Consider the following 22590-nt stretch of genomic DNA (forward strand, 5'->3'; position numbering starts at 1 on the left):
GGCAGTAGCAGCGCAAGGGTTTGTGACGAGAAGCATGGGTGAGGTTCCAATGGCAGATCAGGACAAGATCCTCGGCTACCTGAAGCGGGTGACGGCCGATCTGCATCAGACGCGGCAGCGCCTTCGCGAGGTCGAGGCCCAGGAGCCGGAGCCGATCGCGATCGTCGGCATGAGCTGCAGGTTCCCCGGCGGCATCGAGTCGCCGGAGGGCCTGTGGGACCTGGTGGCCGGGGGGCGGGACGCGATCACCGACTTCCCCACCGACCGTGGCTGGGACATCGAGTCGCTGTACGACGCCGACCCCGACCAGCAGGGCACCTCGTACACCCGTGAGGGCGGATTCCTCGACGGCGTCGGGAAGTTCGACGCGGCCTTCTTCGGGATCAGCCCGCGCGAAACCCTCGGCATGGACCCGCAGCAGCGCCTGCTCCTCGAAACGTCCTGGGAAACCTTCGAAAGGGCCGGAATCGACCCGGCGACCCTGCGCGGCAGCAAGGCCGGTGTCTTCATAGGCACCAACGGCCAGGACTATCCGGAGCTGCTGCGCGAAGTCCCCAAGGGCGTCGAGGGATATCTCCTCACCGGAAACGCGGCCAGTGTCGTCTCCGGCCGCATTTCCTACACCTTCGGCCTCGAAGGCCCGGCCGTCACCGTCGACACCGCCTGCTCGGCCTCACTCGTCGCCCTGCACCTCGCCGTACAGGCGCTCCGCAACGACGAGTGCTCGCTGGCGCTGGCGGGCGGTGTCACCCTGATGTCGAGCCCGCGCGCGTTCGTACAGTTCAGCCGCCAGCGCGGGCTCGCACCCGACGGACGCTGCAAGCCGTTCGCCGACGGAGCCGACGGCACCGGCTGGGGCGAGGGCGTCGGCATGCTGCTCGTCGAGCGGCTCTCCGACGCCCGCAGGAACGGTCATCCCGTCCTCGCCCTCGTGCGCGGCTCGGCGATCAACCAGGACGGCGCGAGCAACGGCCTGACCGCCCCCAACGGCCCGTCCCAGCAGCGCGTGATCCGTCAGGCCCTCACGAACGCCGGGCTCACCCCCGCGCAGGTCGACGTCGTCGAGGCGCACGGCACCGGCACCACCCTCGGTGACCCGATCGAGGCGCAGGCCATCCTTGCCACGTACGGCCAGAACCGCCCCGACGGGCGCCCGCTGTGGCTGGGTTCCATCAAGTCGAACATCGGTCACACCCAGGCCGCCGCGGGTGTCGCGGGCATCATCAAGATGGTCCTCGCCATGCAGCACGGAGTGCTGCCCGAGTCGCTCCACATCGACCAGCCGTCCGGCAACGTCGACTGGGCCGCCGGTGATGTCAAACTGCTCACCGAGGCCGTGCCGTGGCCGCAGACCGGCCAGCCGCGCCGCGCGGGCGTCTCCTCCTTCGGTGTCAGCGGCACCAACGCGCACACCGTCATCGAGCAGGCCCCGCCCGTCGGGGAACCGCAGGAGACCGGCGCGGACGGGGCGGACGGCGCGGACGGCGCGCCCACGGCCGAGGCGCCGGAAGCGGCCTCCGCGGACGCTTCCGTGACCGGGCCGCCGGCCGGCGCCACCGGCCCGGTGCCGGTGCTCGTGTCGGGCCACACCGACGCCGCGCTGCGCGCCCAGGCCGAGCGCCTCGCCGCGCATCTGCACGCCCACCCCGACCTCGCGGCCGACCCCGAAACCCTCACCGACCTCGGTTTCTCGCTCGCCACCAGCCGGTCCTCGCTCGACCGCCGGGCCGTCCTGTTCGGCGACCGGGACAGCCTGCTCGCCGACCTCACGGCCCTCGCCGACGGCGAGCGGCCCGCCGGCCCGGTCCTCGGCGCGGTGGGCGAGGGCAAGACCGCCTTCCTCTTCACGGGCCAGGGCAGCCAGCGCCTGGGCATGGGACGCGAGCTGTACGCCACGCATCCCGGCTTCGCCCGCGCCCTCGACGAGGTCCGCGCGGAACTCGACCAGCACCTCGAACGGCCCCTGTTCGACGTGCTGTTCGCCGCCGAGGGCACTCCCGAGGCGGACCTCCTCGACGAGACCGCCTACACCCAGACCGCCCTGTTCGCCGTCGAGGTCGCCCTGTTCCGGCAGCTCGAACAGTGGGGCGTCGGCGCCGACTTCCTCATCGGCCACTCCATCGGCGAACTCGCCGCCGCCCACGTCTCCGGCGTGCTCACCCTCGCCGACGCGGCCAAGCTCGTCGCCGCCCGCGGCCGCCTCATGCAGGCGCTGCCCGCCGGCGGCGCGATGATCGCCGTCGAGGCCACCGAGGACGAGGTCGCACCGCTGCTCACCGGCCGGGTGAGCATCGCCGCCGTCAACGGCCCCCGGTCCGTGGTCGTTTCGGGCGACGAGGACGCCGCCACGGCACTCGCCGAGACCCTGCGCGCGCGGGGCCGCAGGACGAAGCGGCTCACGGTCAGCCACGCCTTCCACTCGCCGCTGATGGACGGCATGCTCGACGCGTTCCGTGAGGTCGCCGAGAGCGTCGCGTACGCGCCGCCCGTCATCCCGATCGTCTCCAACCTGACCGGCGCCTCCGTCACCGCGGAGGAGATCTGCGCCGCCGACTACTGGGTGCGCCACGTCCGCGAGGCCGTCCGCTTCCTGGACGGGATCAGCAGGCTCTCCGCGCAGGGCGTCACCACCTTCATCGAGGTGGGACCGGGCGGGGTCCTCACCGCCCTGGCGCAGGAGTGCGTCACCGGCCAGGACGCCGTCTTCGTGCCCGTCCTGCGCGGGGAGCGCCCCGAGGCGGCCGCCTTCGCGACGGCCGTCGCCCAGGCCCACGTCCACGGCGTCCGCGTCGACTGGTCCGCCGTCTTCGCCGGGCGTAGAGCCACCCGCGTCGAACTGCCCACCTACGCCTTCCAGCGCGAGCTGTACTGGCCCGAGCAGCCCACCGCCTGGGCGGGCGACGTCACCGCCGCGGGCATCGGCGCCGCCGACCACCCGCTGCTGGGCGCGGCCATCGCCCTGGCCGACGGCGACGGACACCTGTTCACCGGGCGGCTCTCGCTGGCCACCCACCCCTGGCTCGCCGACCACACGGTGATGGACACCGTGCTGCTGCCCGGCACCGCCTTCGTCGAGCTCGCCCTCCAGGCCGGCGACCACACCGGCTGCGACCTGCTGGACGAACTCACCCTGGAAGCACCGCTGGTGCTGCCCCCGCACGGCGGGGTGCAGATCCAGCTCGCCGTGGGCGCGCCCGACGCCGAGGGCCGCCGCTCGCTGACCCTGCACTCCCGGCCCGAGGACGCCGCCGACGACACCTGGGGCGAGGGCGCCTGGACGCGCCACGCCACCGGTTTCCTCGCCACCGCCCCCCAGGGCGCCCGCGAGCCCCTCGCCGACCTCACCAGCTGGCCGCCGAAGGACGCCACGAAGGTCGACGTCGAGGGCCTGTACGAGTACCTCGCCGGGTCCGGCTTCGCCTACGGCCCGGTCTTCCAGGGCCTGACCGGCGCCTGGCAGCGCGGCGAGGAGGTCTTCGCCGAGGTCCGCCTGCCGGAACAGGCGCACGCCGAGGCCGCCCTGTTCGGTCTGCACCCCGCGCTGCTGGACGCCGCGCTGCACGCCGTCGGCATCGGCTCGCTCCTGGAGGAGACCGAACACGGCAGGCTGCCGTTCTCCTGGAGCGGCGTCGCCCTCAGGGCGGTCGGCGCCCGCGCCCTGCGCGTACGGCTCGCGCCCGCAGGCAACGACACCGTGTCGGTGACCCTCGCCGACGAGACCGGAACGCCCGTCGCCTCCGTCGACGCGCTGCTGCTGCGGCCCGTCTCCCCGGACCAGGTGCACGCCGCCCGGACCGCCTTCCACGACTCGCTGTTCCGCGTCGAATGGACCGGCGCGCCCCTCCCGGCCACCACCACCGTCGCCGCGGGCCAGTGGGCGCTGCTGGGCGACTGCGGTACGGAGTTCACCACCGCGCTGCCCACCGCCGCCGCCCACGCCGACCTCGCCGCCCTCGGCGCGGCGCTGGACGCGGGCGGGCCGGTCCCGCGGGCCGTCGTCGTCCCCTTCCCCGCGTCCGGCGCCCCCTCGGCGACTCCCGTCGACACCGCGCTGCCCGCCGCCGTCGCCGACGCCCTGCACCGCACCCTGGAACTCGCCCAGGCGTGGCTCGCCGACGACCGGTTCGCCGCATCCCGGCTCGTGTTCGTCACCCGCGAGGCCGTCGCCACCACCGCCGGATCCGATGTCGCCGACCTGGCCCACGCCCCGCTGTGGGGTCTGCTGCGCTCCGCACAGTCCGAGCACCCCGACCGGTTCGTCCTGCTGGACCTGGACGGCCGTGAGGAATCCCTGCGCGCCCTGCCCGCCGCGCTCGCCACGGCCGAGCCGCAGCTCGCCCTGCGCGCGGGCACGGCCCTCGTGCCCCGGCTCGCCCGCGTCGCCGCCGCCCCCGGCCAGGAGGCGCCCGCGCTCGATCCCGACGGCACTGCCCTGGTCACCGGCGCCACCGGCACCCTCGGCGGCCTGGTCGCCCGCCACCTCGTCGCCGAGCACGGCATCCGCCACCTGCTGCTGACCAGCCGCCGCGGCGAGGCCGCCGCCGGAGCCGCCGAACTCCTGGCCGAGCTGCGGGAGCTGGGCGCCGAGGTCACCCTGGCCGCCTGCGACGCCGCCGACCGCGACGCGCTCGCCGCGGTCATCGCGTCCGTACCCTCCGAGCACCCGCTGACCGCCGTCGTCCACACCGCGGGCGTCCTCGACGACGGCGTCCTCGAAGCGCTCACCCCCGAGCGCATCGACGCGGTCCTGCCCGCCAAGGTCGACGCGGCCGTGCACCTGCACGAGCTGACCCGGGAGCTGGACCTCGCGGCATTCGTCCTGTTCTCCGCCGCCGCCGGCACCCTCGGCGGCCCCGGACAGGCCAACTACGCCGCCGCCAACACCTTCCTCGACGCGCTCGCCCACCGCCGCCGTGCCGAAGGACTGCCCGCCACCGCCCTCGCCTGGGGCCTGTGGGCCGAACGCAGCGGCATGACCGGCGACCTCGCCGACGCCGACCTGGAGCGGATCTCCCGCGCCGGAGTCGCCGCCCTGTCGTCCGCCGAGGGCCTGGCGCTGCTGGACACCGCCCGGGCCGTGGGCGACCCCACCGCCGTCCCCATGCACCTCGACCTGGCGTCCCTGCGCCACGCCGACGCGAGCATGGTCCCCGCGCTGCTGCGCGGCCTGGTCCGCGCCCCCGCCCGCAAGTCCGCCCTGGCCGCGGACGCCGCCCCGGCCGGTGGCCTCACCGGGCGCCTGCTGCCCCTGACCGCCGCCGAGCGCGACCGGCTGCTCCTGGACACCGTCCGGGTCCAGGTCGCCGCCGTCCTCGGCTACCCCGGCCCCGAGGCCGTCGACCCGAGCCGTGCCTTCAAGGAACTCGGCTTCGACTCGCTGACCGCCGTCGAGCTGCGCAACCGCCTCGGCTCCGCCACCGGCGTGCGGCTGCCCGCCACCCTCGTCTTCGACTACCCCACCCCGAACGCGCTCTCCGCGTTCCTGCGCACCGAACTCCTCGGCGACGCGGCGGACGCGGCCCCGGTCGTGGCCGTCACCTCCGTCGACGACGAGCCCATCGTCATCGTCGGCATGAGCTGCCGCTACCCCGGCGGGGTCACCACCCCCGAGGAGCTGTGGCAGCTCGTCTCCGGCTCCGTCGACGCGATCTCGCCCTTCCCCACGGACCGGGGCTGGAACCTCGACGCGCTGTACGACTCCGACCCCGGCCGGGCCGGGACCTCGTACACCCGGGAGGGCGGCTTCCTGCACGACGCCGCCGACTTCGACCCGGACGTCTTCGGCATCAACCCGCGCGAAGCCCTCGCCATGGACCCGCACCAGCGGCTCCTCCTGGAGACCTCCTGGGAGGCGTTCGAGCAGGCCGGGATCGACCCCTCGTCCGTACGCGGCAGCCGCACCGGCGTGTTCGCCGGTGTCATGTACCACGACTACCTGACGCGGCTCCCGGCCGTGCCCGAGGGCCTGGAGGGTTACCTCGGCACCGGCACCGCGGGCAGTGTCGCCTCCGGCCGCATCTCGTACACCTTCGGCCTCGAAGGCCCCGCCGTCACCGTCGACACGGCCTGCTCCTCCTCGCTGGTCGCCCTGCACCTCGCGGCGCAGGCCCTGCGCAACGGCGAGTGCGACATGGCCCTCGCGGGCGGTGTCACCGTCATGTCCACCCCGGACACCTTCATCGACTTCAGCCGCCAGCGCGGCCTCGCCACCAACGGCCGCTGCAAGTCCTTCTCCGCCGACGCCGACGGAACCGGCTGGGCCGAGGGCGCGGGCATGATCCTCGTCGAGCGGCTCTCCGACGCCCGCCGCAACGGCCACCGGATCCTGGCGGTCGTCCGGGGCACCGCCGTCAACCAGGACGGCGCCAGCAACGGCCTCACCGCCCCGAACGGCCCCTCGCAGCAGCGCGTCATCCGCCAGGCCCTCGCCAACGCGGGCCTGACCACCGCCGACGTCGACGCCGTCGAGGCCCACGGCACCGGCACCACCCTCGGCGACCCCATCGAGGCCCAGGCCCTGCTCGCCACCTACGGCCAGGACCGCCCCGACGGCCGGCCGCTCCGGCTCGGCTCCATCAAGTCCAACATCGGCCACACCCAGGCCGCGGCGGGCGCGGCGGGCATCATCAAGATGGTCCTCGCCATGCGGCACGGCGTCATGCCGCCGTCGCTGCACATCGGCGAGCCGTCCCCGCACATCGACTGGACCGCGGGCGCGGTCTCGCTGCTCACCGAGGCCACCGAGTGGCCCGACGCGGGCCGCCCCCGGCGCGCGGGCATCTCCTCCTTCGGCGTCAGCGGCACCAACGCCCACGTCATCATCGAGCAGCCGCCCGCCGAAGAGCCCGCCACCGCCACCGGCACCGGCACCGGCACCGGCACCGGCACCGGTACCGGTCCCGGCACCGACTCCGGCCTGCCCGCCGGCACGCCCCTGCCGTTCGTCCTCTCCGGCCGGACCCCCGCCGCACTGCGCGCCCAGGCCGCCCGGCTCATCGACCACCTCGCGTTGCGGCCCGAGGCCGCCCCCGCCGACGTGGCGCTCTCCCTCGCCACCACCCGTACCGCCCTGGACCGCCGGGCCGCCGTCGTCGCGGACGACCGCACCGGGCTGCTCGCCGGGCTCACCGCCCTGGCCGAGGGCCACGACAGCGCCCGGCTGGTCCAGCACACCGCCGCCGACGGCCGGACGGCGATCCTGTTCACCGGACAGGGCAGCCAGCGCCCCGGCATGGGACGCGAGCTGTACGAGACGTACCCCGCCTTCGCCGCCGCGCTGGACGCGGTCTGCGCCGCGCTGGACCCGCACCTCGAACAGCCCCTCAAGGACGTCCTGTTCACCGATGACGGCGACCTGCTGAACCGGACCGGCCACACCCAGCCCGCCCTGTTCGCGCTGGAGACCGCCCTGTACCGGCTCGTCGAATCGTGGGGCGTACGCCCCGACTTCGTCGCCGGGCACTCCATCGGCGAGATCACCGCCGCGCACGTCGCGGGCGTCCTCTCGCTGCCCGACGCGGCCGCCCTGGTCGCCGCCCGCGGCCGCCTCATGCAGGAACTGCCCGAGGGCGGCGCGATGATCGCGCTGACCGCCACCGAGGACGAGGTCCTGCCGCTGCTGGCCGGCCACGAGGACCGGATCGGCATCGCCGCCGTCAACTCCGCCTCCTCCGTGGTCATTTCCGGCGAGGAGAGCCTCGCGCTGGAGATCGCCGCCGAGTTCGACCGGCGCGGCCGGCGCACCAAGCGGCTCACCGTCAGCCACGCCTTCCACTCGCCGCTGATGGACGGCATGCTCGACGCCTTCCGCGAGGTCGCCGAATCCCTGACCTACCGGGCGCCCACCATCCCGGTCGTCACCCTCCTCACGGGAACGGTCGCGGGCGACGAACTGCGCACCGCCGGGCACTGGGTCTCCCACGTCCGCGCAGCGGTCCGCTTCCTCGACGGCATCCGCACCCTGGACGCCGAGCACGTCACCACCTACCTCGAACTCGGCCCGCAGGGCGTGCTGTCCGGCCTCGGCCGCGACTGCCTCACCGTTGCCGCCGACCCGGCTGACCCCGCCGTCTTCGTACCGGCGCTGCGCCGCGACCGCGGCGAGGCCGAAGCCCTGACCGCCGCGATCGCCGCGGTCCACACCCGTGGCGTGCCGCTCGACTGGTCCGCGTACTTCGCCGGCACCGGCGCCCGCCGCGTCGAACTGCCCACCTACGCCTTCCAGCGCGAGCGGTTCTGGCTCGAAGCCCCGGTCGGCTACATCGGCGACGTCGAATCGGCGGGTCTGGGCGCGGCCCACCACCCGCTGCTCGGCGCCGCCGTCGCCCTCGCCGACGGCGAAGGGTTCCTGTTCACCGGCCGCCTCGCGCTCGACACCCACCCCTGGCTGGCCGACCACGCCGTCATGGGCAACGTCCTGCTGCCGGGCACCGCGTTCGTCGAACTCGCCATCCGCGCGGGCGATCAGGCCGGCTGCGACCTCCTCGAAGAACTCACCCTCGAAGCACCGCTGATCCTCGCCCCGCAGGCCGCGGCGCGCCTCCAGATCGTGGTCGGAGCCCCCGACGGGTCCGGCCGACGCACCCTGGACGTGTATTCGAGCGACCCGGACGCCCCCGCCGACGAGCCGTGGACCCGCCACGCCAGCGGTGTCCTCGCCACCGGGGCGCAGGCACCCGCCTTCGACCTGACCGCGTGGCCCCCGCCGGGCGCCGAAGCCGTCGGCGTCGACGGCCTCTACGCACACCTCGGCCGCGGCGGTTTCGCCTACGGCCCCGTCTTCCAGGGGCTGCGGGCCGCCTGGCTCCTCGGCGACGACGTGTACGCCGAGGTCGCCCTGCCCGACGACCGGCAGGCCGAGGCAGCCAGGTTCGGCCTGCACCCGGCGCTCCTCGACGCCGCCCTGCACGCCACCTTCGTCCAGCCGTCCCCCGAGGGGGACCAGCAGGGCCGCCTGCCGTTCTCCTGGCGCGGAGTGTCCCTGCACGCCGTCGGCGCGTCCGCACTGCGCGTACGCCTCACCCCCGACGGCACGGACACCCTCTCCCTCCAGCTCGCCGACACCACCGGCGCCCCCGTCGCCGCCGTCGGCCACCTGACGCTGCGGCCCGTCTCCGCCGACCAGCTCGGCAGCGCACGCTCCGCCCACCACGAGTCCCTGTTCCGGATCGACTGGGCCACCGTGCCGCTGCCGTCCGACGCCCCCGCCGCCACGGACGAGTGGGCCGTCATCGGCGCGGACGGCGACGCCCGTACGGCCCTCCCCGGACGCGCGCACACCGGCCTGGACGCCCTCGGCGCGGCGGTCGACGCGGGCGCCCCGGCGCCCGCCCACGTCCTGGTGCACCACGCCCCCGGCGTCGCCACCACCGCCGACGCCGTCCACGCCGCCACCCACGAGGCACTGCGCCTCGTCCAGGCATGGCTCGCCGACGACCGGTTCGCCGCGTCCCGCCTGGTGTTCGTCACCCGCGGCGCGATCGCCACCCAGAGCGACTGGGACCTCGCCGACCTGACCCACGCCCCCGTGTGGGGACTGGTGCGCACCGCCCAGTCCGAGAACCCCGACCGGTTCGTCCTCGTGGACCTCGACGCCGACCCGGCCTCGACGGACGCCCTCGCCGCGGCACTCGCCACCGGCGAGCCGCAGCTCGCGGTCCGCCGCGGCACCGTCCACGCCCCCCGCCTCGCCCGCGTCCCCGCCACGACCCCGCTGACCCCGCCTCCGGGCGAGTCCGCCTGGCGCATGGACATCGAGGACAAGGGCACCCTCGACCACCTCACCCTCGTCCCCAGCCCGGAGTCCGCGGCGCCCCTGGAGCCCGGCCAGGTCCGCGTCGCCGTCCGCGCCGCGGGCCTCAACTTCCGCGATGTGCTCAACGCCCTCGGCATGTACCCCGGCGACCCGGGCCTCATGGGCAGCGAAGGCGCCGGCATCGTGCTGGAGACCGGCCCCGGCGTCACCGGCCTCGCACCCGGCGACCGCGTCATGGGCATGCTGCCCGGCGCGTTCGGCCCGCTCGCGGTCGTCGACCGCCGCATGATCGCCCCGATGCCCGAGGGCTGGACCTTCGCCGAGGCCGCGTCCGTACCCATCGTCTTCATGACGGCGTACTACGCCCTCCACGACCTCGCCGGACTGCGCGACGGCGAATCCCTCCTCGTGCACGCCGCCGCCGGTGGCGTCGGCATGGCCGCCGTCCAGCTCGCCCGCCACTGGGGCGCCGACGTCTACGCGACGGCGAGCCCCGCCAAGTGGGACACCCTGCGCGCACTCGGCCTCGGCGACGACCGGATCGCCTCGTCCCGCACCCTCGACTTCGAGGAGACCTTCGCCGCGGCCACCGAGGGACGCGGCGTCGACGTCGTACTCGACTCGCTGGCCCGGGAGTTCGTCGACGCCTCCCTGCGGCTCCTGCCGCGCGGCGGACGCTTCGTCGAAATGGGCAAGACCGACGTCCGCTCCCCGCAGGACGTCGCCGACGCCCACCCGGGCGTCAGCTACCAGGCGTTCGACCTGACCGAAGCCGGACTCGACCGCATCCAGGAGATGCTCACCGAGCTGCTCACCCTGTTCCGCTCCGGGGCCCTGCGCCCCGTACCGGTCTCCGCCTGGGACCTGCGGCAGGCCCCCGAGGCGTTCCGCTACCTCAGCCAGGCACGCCACGTCGGCAAGATCGTGCTCACCGTGCCCACCGAGTGGAACTCGCAGGGCACCGTCCTGATCACCGGCGGCACCGGCACCCTCGGCGCACTGGTCGCCCGGCACGCCGTCACCGCCCGCGGCGCCCGCCGCCTGCTCCTGACGAGCCGGCGCGGCGAGGCCGCCGCCGGAGCGGCCGAACTCGCAGCCGAACTGCGGGAGCTGGGCGCCGACGTCACCATCGCGGCCTGCGACGCCGCCGACCGCGACGCGCTCGCCGCGCTCATCGCGTCCGTACCGTCCGAGCACCCGCTCACCGCCGTCGTCCACACCGCCGGTGTCCTCGACGACGGCGTCGTCGACGCGCTGACCCCCGAGCGCCTGTCCACGGTCCTGCGCCCGAAGGTGGACGCCGCCTGGAACCTGCACGAGCTGACCCGTCACCTCGACCTGGCCGACTTCGTCCTGTTCTCCTCCGCCGCCGGCACCTTCGGCGGCGCCGGACAGGCCAACTACGCCGCCGCGAACGTCTTCCTGGACGCCCTCGCCCGCCACCGGCACGCCCACGGCCTCGCCGCCACCTCCCTGGCCTGGGGCCTGTGGGCCGAGGCCAGCGGCATGACCGGCGAACTCGACACCGCCGACAAGGACCGGATGACGCGCTCCGGCGTCCTCGGCCTCTCCTCCGACGAGGGTGTGGCGCTGCTCGACACCGCACGGCTCACCGGCGACGCCCTCCTCGTCCCCATGCAGCTCGACCTCGCCCCGCTGCGCCGGGCCGACGCGAACACGGTCCCCGCCCTGCTGCGCGGCCTGGTCCGCGCCCCCGCCCGCAGGTCCGTCGGCGCCGCCGCCGCAGGCACCGGAACCCCGCTGGTGGAGCGGCTCGTACGGCTCCCCGAGAACGAGCGCGACCCGCTCCTGCTCGACCTCGTACGCCACCAGGTGGCGGCCGTACTCGGCCACGCCACCCCCGACGCCGTCGAGCCCACCCGCGCGTTCAAGGACCTCGGCTTCGACTCGCTGACCGCCGTGGAGTTCCGCAACCGGCTCGGCGCGACCGCCGGCATCCGGCTGCCCGCCACGCTCGTCTTCGACTACCCCACCCCCACGGTCCTGGCCGGCTACCTCAAGGACGAACTCCTCGGCTCCGAGGCCGCGGCCGCCCTGCCGAAGCTCGCCGCGACCGCCGTCGAGGCCGACGACCCCATCGCCATCGTCGCCATGAGCTGCCGCTTCCCCGGAGACGTCCGCACCCCCGAGGACCTGTGGGAACTCCTCGCCGAGGGACGCGACGGCATCTCCGACCTCCCCGACGACCGGGGCTGGGACACCGAGGCGCTGTACGACCCCGACCCCGACAGCCCCGGCACCTCCTACGCCAGGGAGGGCGGATTCTTCTACGACGCCCACCGGTTCGACCCGGCGTTCTTCGGGATCAACCCGCGCGAGGCGCTCGCCATGGACCCGCAGCAGCGACTGCTGCTGGAGACCTCCTGGGAGGCGTTCGAGCGGGCCGGGATCGACCCGACGGACCTGCGCGGCAAGCAGGTCGGCGTCTTCGTCGGCCAGATGCACAACGACTACGTGTCCCGGCTGAACACCGTCCCCGAAGGCGTCGAGGGCTACCTCGGCACCGGCGGCTCCAGCAGCATCGCCTCCGGCCGCGTCTCCTACACCTTCGGCTTCGAAGGCCCCGCCGTCACCGTCGACACGGCCTGCTCGTCGTCGCTGGTCGCCCTGCACCTCGCCGCCCAGGCCCTGCGCAACGGCGAGTGCTCGCTGGCCCTCGCGGGCGGCGTCACCATCATCACCACCCCCGACGTCTTCACCGAGTTCAGCCGTCAGCGCGGCCTCGCGAGCGACGGCCGCTGCAAGCCGTTCGCCGCGGCCGCCGACGGTACAGCGTGGGGCGAGGGCGTCGGCATGCTGCTCGTCGAGCGGCTCTCGGACGCCCGCCGGCACGGCCACCAGGTCCTGGCGGTCGTCCGGGGCACCGCCGTCAACCAGGACGGTGCCAGCAACGGCCTCACCGCCCCCAACGGCCCCTCGCAGCAGCGGGTCATCCGCCAGGCCCTCGCCAACGCGGGCCTGTCGGCCGCCGAGGTGGACGCCGTCGAGGCCCACGGCACGGGCACCCGGCTCGGCGACCCGATCGAGGCACAGGCGCTGCTCGCCACCTACGGTCAGGACCGTCCCGAGGACAGCCCCCTGTGGCTGGGCTCCATCAAGTCCAACTTCGGTCACACGCAGGCCGCCGCCGGTGTCGCCGGAATCATCAAGATGGTCCAGGCGATGCACCACGGCGTGCTGCCCAAGACCCTGCACGTGGACGCGCCGTCTCCGCATGTGGACTGGTCGGCGGGCGCGGTCTCGCTCCTCACCGAGCAGATGGCCTGGCCGGAGACCGGCCGTCCCCGCCGCGCGGGCGTGTCCTCGTTCGGCATGAGCGGCACGAACGCGCACGCCATCATCGAACTCGCCCCGGACGTTGACGCGGACGCGGGCGCCCCGCGCGCCGACCGGCCGCAGCCGGCCCCGGCGGCCCTCCCGTGGAACCTGTCGGCCCGCACCCCGGACGCCCTGCGCGCCCAGGGCGAGCGGCTGCTGTCCCACCTGGAGACCCACCCGGAGACGGCCCTCGCCGACATCGGCCACTCGCTGACGACCGGCCGCGCCCTCTTCGAGCACCGCGCCACGGTGGTGGCGGGCGACCGCGACGGCTTCCGCGCCGCGCTGGCCGCCCTCGCCGAAGGGCGCACCGCGGCCGGGCTGATCCAGGGCTCCGCCTCGGTCGGCGGGAAGCTGGCGTTCCTGTTCACGGGGCAGGGGAGTCAGCGGCTGGGGATGGGCCGTGAGCTGTACGAGGCGTATCCGGTGTTCGCGGATGCGCTGGATGCGGTGTGCGCGCGGCTTGAACTGCCGCTGAAGAGTGTCCTGTTCGGTACGGATGCGGGTTTGCTGGACGAGACCGCCCACACCCAGCCGGCGCTGTTCGCGGTCGAGGTGGCGCTGTTCCGTCTGGTCGAGTCATGGGGCGTGAAGCCTGACTTCCTGGCCGGTCATTCGATCGGTGAGATCGCGGCCGCGCATGTCGCCGGGGTGCTGTCCCTGGACGATGCGTGCGCTCTGGTCGAGGCTCGTGGGCGGTTGATGCAGGCGCTGCCTGGTGGTGGCGTGATGATCGCGGTGCAGGCGTCGGAGGACGAGGTCCTGCCGCTGCTGACCGACGGGGTGAGCATTGCCGCGGTCAACGGCCCTCAGGCCGTGGTCATCGCTGGTGACGAGGCGGACGCGGTGGCGATCGCGGAGTCCTTCGCGGGGCGTAAGTCCAAGCGGCTCACGGTCAGTCACGCGTTCCATTCGCCCCACATGGACGGCATGTTGGAGGACTTCCGGGTTGTGGCGGGGGGTCTGTCGTACGGGACTCCGCGCATCCCCGTCGTCTCCAACCTCACCGGCGCTCTCGTCACCGACGAGATGGCCTCGGCGGACTTCTGGGTCCGTCACGTCCGTGAGGCCGTTCGCTTCCTGGACGGCATCCGCGCCCTGGAGGCCGTGGGGGTCACGACGTACATCGAACTCGGCCCCGACGGCGTCCTGTCGGCGATGGCCCAGGACTGCCTGACCGACGAGCAGGACCTCACCTTCGCCCCCGCCCTGCGGGCGGGCCGCGACGAGGCCGAGACGGTGCTCTCCGCGCTCGCGGCGGCTCACGTACGTGGTGTGCCCGTCGACTGGCAGGCGTTCTACGCCCCGGCCGGAGCCCAGCGCGTGCCCCTGCCGACGTACGCCTTCCAGCGCTCGGTCTACTGGCTGGACGCGGGCCGCCCGCAGGGCGACATCGCCTCGGTCGGACTCGGTGCGACGGATCACCCGCTGCTCGGCGCCGCGGTCGAACTGCCCGACTCGGACGGGTTCCTCTTCACCGGCCGCCTGTCGCTGGCCACCCACCCGTGGCTCGCCGACCACGCGGTCATGGGCTCCGTGCTCCTTCCGGGCACGGCGTTCGTCGAACTCGCGCTGCGGGCCGGAGACCAGGTCGGCTGCGACCTGATCGATGAACTCACCCTCGAAGCACCGCTGGTGCTGCCCCAGCACGGGGGCGTACAACTGCGGCTCACCGTCGGAACCGCCGACGCGACGGGCCGGTGCACCCTGGCGTTCCACTCCCGGACCGAGGACGTGGACGCCGGGACGCCGTGGACCCGCCACGCCGCCGGTGTGCTCGCGGTCGGAGCCGAGCGGATTCCGCAGAGCCTCACCGAATGGCCGCCGACCGGGGCCGAATCCGTTCCGGTGGAGGGGCTGTACGAGGGCCTGGCCGAATCCGGCTTCGGATACGGTCCGGTCTTCCAGGGCCTGCGTGCTGCCTGGCGGCGCGACGGCGAGTATTACGCCGAGGTCGCACTGCCGGAGAGTGCGGAGGACGAGGCCGGACGCTTCGGCCTCCACCCGGCCCTGCTCGACGCGGCGCTGCACGCGCTGGGTCTGGGAAGCACGGACACCGAAGGCGGCGAAGGACGGCTGCCGTTCTCCTGGTCCGGTGTGCACCTGCACGCCGTCGGTGCCTCCGCGCTGCGCGTACGTCTCACCACGGCCCGAAGCGGTGAGGTGGCCCTGACCATTGCCGACGCGGCCGGAGAGCCGGTCGCCACGGTGGCCGGCCTCGCGCTGCGGGCCGTGAGCCGCGAGCAGCTGAGCACGGCACAGGACGTCACACGTGACGCGTTGTTCCGGGTGGACTGGACGGCGTTGCCTGCTGGTGGCGCGGTGGGTTCGGTGGACGACTGGATGATGTTGGGTGCGGGTTCGCAGGTGTATGCGGATCTTGCGGGGCTGGGTGTGGCTGTTGCAGAGGGCGGCGGAATTCCGGCGGCGCTGGTGGTGCCGTGTGCTCCGGAGTCGGCTGCGGATGATGTGGCGGGTGCGGTGCATGCGGAGGTCGAGCGTGCGCTGGGTCTCGTACAGGAGTGGTTGTCGGACGAGCGGTTCGCGGAGGCGCGTCTGGTGTTCCTGACGCGGGGTGCGGTGGCCGCGCGGGACGGGGACACGGTTGCCGGGCTGGTGCAGGCGGCTGTGCGGGGCCTGGTGCGTTCGGCGCAGTCGGAGAACCCGGGACGTTTCGGTCTGATCGATGTCGACGGTGACGTCGATGGCGATGTGGATGCGGAGGTGCTGTCGGCCGCGCTCGCTACCGGTGAGCCCGAGCTGGCGGTCCGCGAAGCGGCCTTGCTCGTGCCGCGCCTTGCCCGTGCTGCTGCCGTTGAGGGTGCCGGTCGTGAGCTGGATGCTGACGGCACGGTGCTGGTGACGGGTGCGAGTGGCACGCTGGGCGCTTTGTTCGCCCGTCATCTGGTGGTTGAGCGTGGTGTGCGGCGGCTGTTGTTGGTGAGCCGTCGTGGTGGGGCTGCGGAGGGTGCTGCTGAACTGGGCGCCGAGTTGGCTGGGTTGGGTGCTGATGTGCGGTGGGCGGCCTGTGATGTCGCCGACCGTGATGCGCTTCAGTCCGTCCTGGGCGAGATCCCTGCCGAGTATCCGCTGTCGGGTGTGGTGCATACCGCTGGTGTGCTCGATGACGGTGTGGTGTCGTCGCTGACTCCTGAGCGGGTGTCGGCGGTACTGCGTCCGAAGGTGGATGCGGCCTGGAACCTGCACGAGCTGACCCGCGATCTCGATCTCTCGCTCTTCGTGTTGTTCTCGTCGGCTGCCGGTGTGTTCGGTGGTGCCGGTCAGGCGAACTACGCGGCGGCGAACGTCTTCCTGGACGCGCTGGCCCAGCACCGCAGGGCGCAGGGATTGCAAGCGACCTCCCTCGCGTGGGGTCTGTGGGCCGGTGTGGGCGGCATGGGCGGTGACCTGACGGAGTCCGACCGCGAGCGCATCAACCGCGGCGGCATCACCGCTCTTGAGCCCGAGACCGGTCTCGCCCTCTTCGACGCCGCACAGCGCACCACCGACGCACTGCTCGTCCCCCTCCCGCTCGACCTGGCCGCCCTGCGCGCCCAGGCCCGCAGCGGAATGCTCCCGGACCTGCTGCGCGGCCTGGTCCGCGTACCGGTACGCCGGGCTGCGGGACAGGGAAGCGCGGCCGGCGGGTCGGCACTCCGGACGCGACTGGCCGCCCTGCCGGCCGATGAGCGGGACGCGGCCCTGCTGGACCTGGTCCGGGCCGAGGTGGCGGCCGTACTCGGCCATGCGTCGACCGACGAGGTACCGGCCGACCGGGCGTTCAAGGAGCTCGGCTTCGACTCGCTGACCTCGGTCGAGCTGCGCAACCGCCTCGGCGCGGCCACGGGCGAGCGTCTCTCCGCCACCCTCGTCTTCGACTACCCGACCCCGAACGCGCTCGCCGAGTTCCTGCGCGGCGAGGTGCTGGGCCTGGACGAGCCGACGGATACGGCCGCGATCGTTCCCGCGCACCTCGGGACATCGCTCGACGACGATCCGATCGCGATCGTCGGCATGAGCTGCCGGTACCCGGGCGGGGTCGAGACCCCTGAGGACCTCTGGCGCCTGGTGGTGGGTGGCGGCGACGCCATCTCGGAGTTCCCGCAGGGGCGCGGCTGGGATCTTGAGTCGCTGTACGACCCGGACCCGGACGGCAAGGGCACCAGCTACACCCGGTCGGGTGGCTTCCTGCACGACGCGGGCCGGTTCGACCCGGCGTTCTTCGGGATCTCGCCGCGCGAGGCCGTCGCGATGGACCCGCAGCAGCGGCTGCTCCTCGAAACCTCGTGGGAGGCGTTCGAGCGGGCCGGGATCGACCCGGCCTCGATGCGCGGCAGCCGGACCGGTGTCTTCGCGGGCATCATGTACCACGACTACGCGACCCGGATCACCTCCGTCCCGGACGGGGTCGAGGGCTACCTCGGCACCGGAAACTCCGGCAGCATTGCTTCCGGCCGCGTCTCGTACGCCTTCGGCCTGGAGGGCCCGGCGGTCACCGTCGACACGGCCTGCTCGTCCTCGCTCGTCGCGCTGCACTGGGCGATCCAGGCGCTGCGCAACGGTGAGTGCACGATGGCCCTGGCCGGAGGCGTCACCGTCATGTCGACGCCGGGCACCTTCACCGAGTTCAGCCGCCAGCGCGGCCTGGCCGCCGACGGGCGCATCAAGTCCTTCGCGGCCGCGGCCGACGGCACCAGCTGGGCCGAAGGCGCGGGCATGCTGCTCGTCGAGCGGCTGTCGGAGGCACGGGCCAAGGGCCACCCGGTCCTGGCGATCGTGCGGGGCTCGGCGATCAACCAGGACGGTGCGAGCAACGGTCTGACCGCTCCGAACGGTCCCTCGCAGCAGCGGGTGATCCGCCAGGCCCTCGCAGGAGCCCGGCTGACCAGCGACCAGATCGACGTCGTGGAGGCACACGGCACCGGCACCACCCTGGGCGACCCGATCGAGGCACAGGCACTCCTGGCCACGTACGGCCGCGAGCGCGAGGCGGACCAGCCGCTGTGGCTGGGCTCCATCAAGTCGAACATGGGCCACACGCAGGCCGCTGCCGGCGTCGCCGGGATCATCAAGATGATCATGGCCATCCGGCATGGTGTGCTGCCGAAGACCCTGCACGTCGACGAGCCGACTCCGCACGTGGACTGGGAGGCCGGTGCGGTCTCGCTGCTCACGGAGTCCGTCCCGTGGCCGGAGACGGGCCGTCCGCGCCGCGCCGGTGTGTCGTCGTTCGGCATCAGCGGCACCAACGCGCACACGATCATCGAGCAGGCGCCGGACGATCTCGTTCCGGCCCGTGGGGCCGAGCCGGACTCGTCGGGTGCGGGTTCGCGGGTGCTCCCGTTCGTGCTGTCGGCGAAGTCGGCGGGGGCGTTGCGCGGTCAGGCGGCGCGCCTGAAGGAGCATGTGGAGGCTTCGCCGGAAGTGGCGGGAGCCGGGGCTGTTGATGTGGCGTATTCGCTGGCGACGCGTCGTGCGGTCTTCGATCACCGTGCGGTGGTGGTGGCGGGTGACCGTGAGGAGTTGTTGCGTTCGCTGGCCGCTCTGGAGTCGGAGGAGGGCACGGCTGCTGGTCTGACGCGTGGGACGGCGGGTGGCGGAAAGCTCGCGTTCCTGTTCACGGGGCAGGGGAGTCAGCGGCTGGGGATGGGCCGTGAACTGTACGAGGCGTATCCCGTCTTCGCGGGGGCTCTGGACGCGGTGTGCGCCCGTCTGGAACTGCCGCTGAAGGACATGCTGTTCGGTACGGATGCGGGTCTGTTGAACGAGACCGCCCACACGCAGCCGGCGCTCTTCGCGGTCGAGGTGGCCCTCTTCCGGCTCGTGGAGAGCTGGGGTCTGAAGCCGGACTTCCTGGCGGGTCACTCGATCGGTGAGATCGCCGCCGCCCATGTGGCCGGTGTGCTGTCCCTGGACGACGCCTGCACGCTGGTCGAGGCTCGCGGACGGCTCATGCAGGCGCTGCCGACGGGCGGCGTGATGATCGCCGTACAGGCATCGGAAGCCGAAATCCTGCCGCTGCTGACCGACCGGGTGAGCATTGCCGCGGTCAACGGCCCCCAGGCCGTGGTCATCGCGGGCGATGAGGCTGACGCACTGGCGATCGCCGAGTCGTTCACCGGCCGCAAGTCGAAGCGGCTCACGGTGAGTCACGCGTTCCATTCGCCGCACATGGACGGCATGCTCGCCGACTTCCGCAAGGTGGCGGAGGAGTTGTCGTACGAGGCTCCGCGCATCCCGGTCGTCTCGAACCTCACCGGGGCCCTGGTCACCGACGAGATGGGCTCGGCCGACTTCTGGGTGCGTCACGTCCGCGAGGCCGTCCGCTTCCTGGACGGAATCCGCGCCCTGGAGACCGCAGGCGTTACGGCGTACGTCGAACTCGGCCCCGACGGCGTCCTGTCGGCGATGGCCCAGGACTGCCTCACCGGTGACGGCGCCACCTTCGCGCCTGCTCTCCGCAAGGGCCGCCCCGAGCCCGAGACGATCACTGCGGTTCTCGCTCTCGCCCACGCCCATGGCGCGTCCGTCGACTGGGAGACGTACTTCTCCGGCACCGGCGCCCGGCGCGTCGAGCTGCCGACCTACGCTTTCCAGCGTGACTGGTACTGGCTGAACTCGGCCGTGGTGCAGGCCGGTCCGGGCGACGCGACCGGGCTCGGGCTCGGCGCGACCGATCACCCCCTGCTCGGCGCGAGCGTCGAACTGCCCGACTCGGACGGCTTCCTGTTCACCAGCAGGCTGTCCCTCGCCACCCAGCCGTGGCTCGCGGACCACGCCGTCCTGGGGTCGGTCCTGCTCCCGGGCACGGCCTTCGTGGAACTCGCCGTCCGGGCGGGTGACCAGGTCGGCTGTGACGTACTGGAGGAGCTGACGCTGGAGGCGCCGCTGGTGGTGCCCGAGCGGGGCGGCGTACAGCTGCGGCTCACCGTCGCCGCCGCCGACGGGTCGGGACGGCGAGGTCTGTCGCTGTACTCCCGCGACGAGGACGCTCCCGCCGACGAGCCGTGGACGCGCCACGCCAGCGGCGTGCTCGCCACCGGCGCGGCGGCCCCCGCCTTCGATTTCGCCGCCTGGCCCCCGGCCGGAGCCGATCCGGTCGACATCGACGGTCTGTACGAGGGCCTGGCCGCGGCCGGGTTCGACTACGGTCCGGCGTTCCAGGGCCTGCGTGCGGCATGGCTGCACGGTGACGCGGTGTACGCCGAAGTGAGCCTGGACGAGGAGTCCGCGGAATCGGCCGAATGGTTCGGGCTGCACCCGGCCCTCCTGGACGCGACGCTGCACGCGGCGGGTCTCGGCGGTCTCGTGGAGAGCACAGGTCAGGGACGGCTTCCGTTCGCCTGGAGCAATGTGTCCCTGCACGCGGCCGGCGCGTCCGCGGTACGGGTCCGGCTGGCCCCGGCCGGCCGCGACGCGGTGTCGCTGCAACTCGCCGACGCGGCGGGCGCACCGGTCGCCTCGGTCGAATCGCTGGTGCTGCGGGCGGTCTCGCCCGACCAGATCGGCGCGGCGCGCGGCGGCCGGCACGAGTCGCTCTTCCAGATCGACTGGACCGCTCTGCCGCTCGCCCCGGTGTCCGCCGCCGAACAGCGCCCCTGGGCCCTGCTGGCGGACGACGGGTCCGCTCACGCGGGACTCGATGCCGTGGGTATCCGTCACGAGGCCCACACCGGACTCGCGGCGCTCGCCGACGCTGCGCGGGCGGTACCCGAGCTGGTGTGCGTCCCGCTCTCCACGGCGGCCTCGCCGGACCTGGCGGGTGCGGTGCATACGGCGGTCGAGCGTGCGCTGGGTCTCGTACAGCAGTGGTTGTCGGACGAGCGGTTCGCGGATGCGCGTCTGGTGTTCCTGACGCAGGGTGCGGTGGCCGCGGTGCCGGGCGAGGACGTGACCGATCTGGTCCACGCTCCGGTGTGGGGCCTGGTGCGTTCCGCCCAGTCCGAGAACCCCGGCCGCTTCGTCCTGGCCGACACCGACGGTACCGACGCTTCCTACCGCGCCCTGACCGCCGCGCTCGCCTCGGGCGAGCCGGAGGTCACGGTGCGGGGCGGCGCGGTACGGGTGCCCAGGCTGACGCGCTCCGGCGCCGCTGTGGAGGCCGTGCCCGAACTCGCTTCTGGTGGCACGGTGTTGGTGACGGGTGCGAGTGGGACGTTGGGTGGTTTGTTCGCCCGGCATTTGGTGGTTGAGCGTGGTGTGCGGCGGCTGTTGTTGGTGAGCCGTCGTGGTGGGGCTGCGGAGGGTGCTGCGGAGTTGTCGGCTGAGTTGGCCGGGCTGGGTGCTGATGTGCGGTGGGCGGCCTGTGATGTCGCCGACCGCGATGCGCTTGAGCGTGTTCTGGCCGGGATTCCGGCGGAGTATCCGTTGTCGGGTGTGGTGCATACGGCTGGTGTGCTGGACGACGGAGTGGTGTCGTCCCTGACGCCGGAGCGGGTGTCGGCGGTGCTGCGTCCGAAGGTGGATGCGGCCTGGAACCTGCACGAGCTGACCCGCGACCTGGATCTCTCGCTCTTCGTGTTGTTCTCGTCGGCTGCCGGTGTGTTCGGTGGTGCCGGTCAGGCGAACTACGCGGCTGCGAACGTGTTCCTGGACGCTCTGGCCCAGCACCGCAGGGCGCAGGGCCTGGCGGCGACCTCCCTCGCCTGGGGCCTGTGGGCCGAGTCCGGGGGCATGGCGGCCGGGCTGGACGCCGATGATGTGTCGCGTCTGGGGCGTGGTGGTGTCAGTGCGCTGTCCGCGCCGGAGGGTGTGGCGCTGTTCGATGCCGCGTCCGTGTCCGGGCAGGCCCTGTTCGTTCCGGTCAAGCTGGACCTGGCGGCCCTGCGAGCGCAGGCGGGCAGTGGGATGCTGCCGCCGCTGCTGAGCGGTCTCGTCCGTACCCCCACCCGCCGCGCCGCGGGCACCGGTGATACCGGTACGGACGGGGGGACCGGGCTGCGGGAACGCCTGGCCGGGCTCTCACCGGCCGCGCGGGACGAAGCGCTGCTGGAGCTGGTCTGCACGTACGTTGCGGCCGTGCTCGGCTTCGCCGGGCCCGAAGCGGTCGATCCGGCGCGGTCGTTCAGCGAGGTCGGCTTCGACTCGCTGACCGCCGTCGAGCTGCGCAACAGGCTCGGCGCCGCGACCGGCGTACGGCTCCCTGCCACGCTCGTCTTCGACTACCCGACACCGGACGCGCTGGTGGAGTACCTGCGGGACGAGCTCTGGCAGGACGGCGCCGCGGCGGTTCCCCCGCTGCTCGCCGAACTCGACCGGCTGGAGAAGACGCTCGTAGCGTCCGTGCCCGACGACGACGGACGCACCCGTATCACCGAGCGCCTGCAGGCCCTGCTGGCCGCCTGGAGCGAGGCCGGCGAACCCGCGGACACCGGCGAAGCCGATGTGGCCGAGGCGCTTGAGACCGCGACCGACGATGACCTCTTCGACTTCATCGGCAAGGAGTTCGGGATCTCGTGATGCGACGGCTCGGCTCCGCCCTTTCCGACGGCTCTGTC

At 73.4% G+C, this 22590-nt stretch carries 1 protein-coding gene; it reads left to right on the forward strand.

Annotated features, from left to right (window positions below; all coding sequences use genetic code 11):
* Nucleotides 1-49: 49 nt before the first annotated feature.
* The gene (locus OHS33_RS27280) at nt 50-22552 is read left to right on the forward strand and encodes an SDR family NAD(P)-dependent oxidoreductase (RefSeq protein WP_330333040.1); all 22503 of its coding nucleotides are present in this window, start codon (nt 50-52) and stop codon (nt 22550-22552) included.
* The last annotated feature ends 38 nt before the right edge of the window (nt 22553-22590 follow it).

Origin of the sequence: Streptomyces sp. NBC_00536 (assembly GCF_036346295.1) — a bacterium.
In the GTDB taxonomy this organism is placed as follows: domain Bacteria; phylum Actinomycetota; class Actinomycetes; order Streptomycetales; family Streptomycetaceae; genus Streptomyces.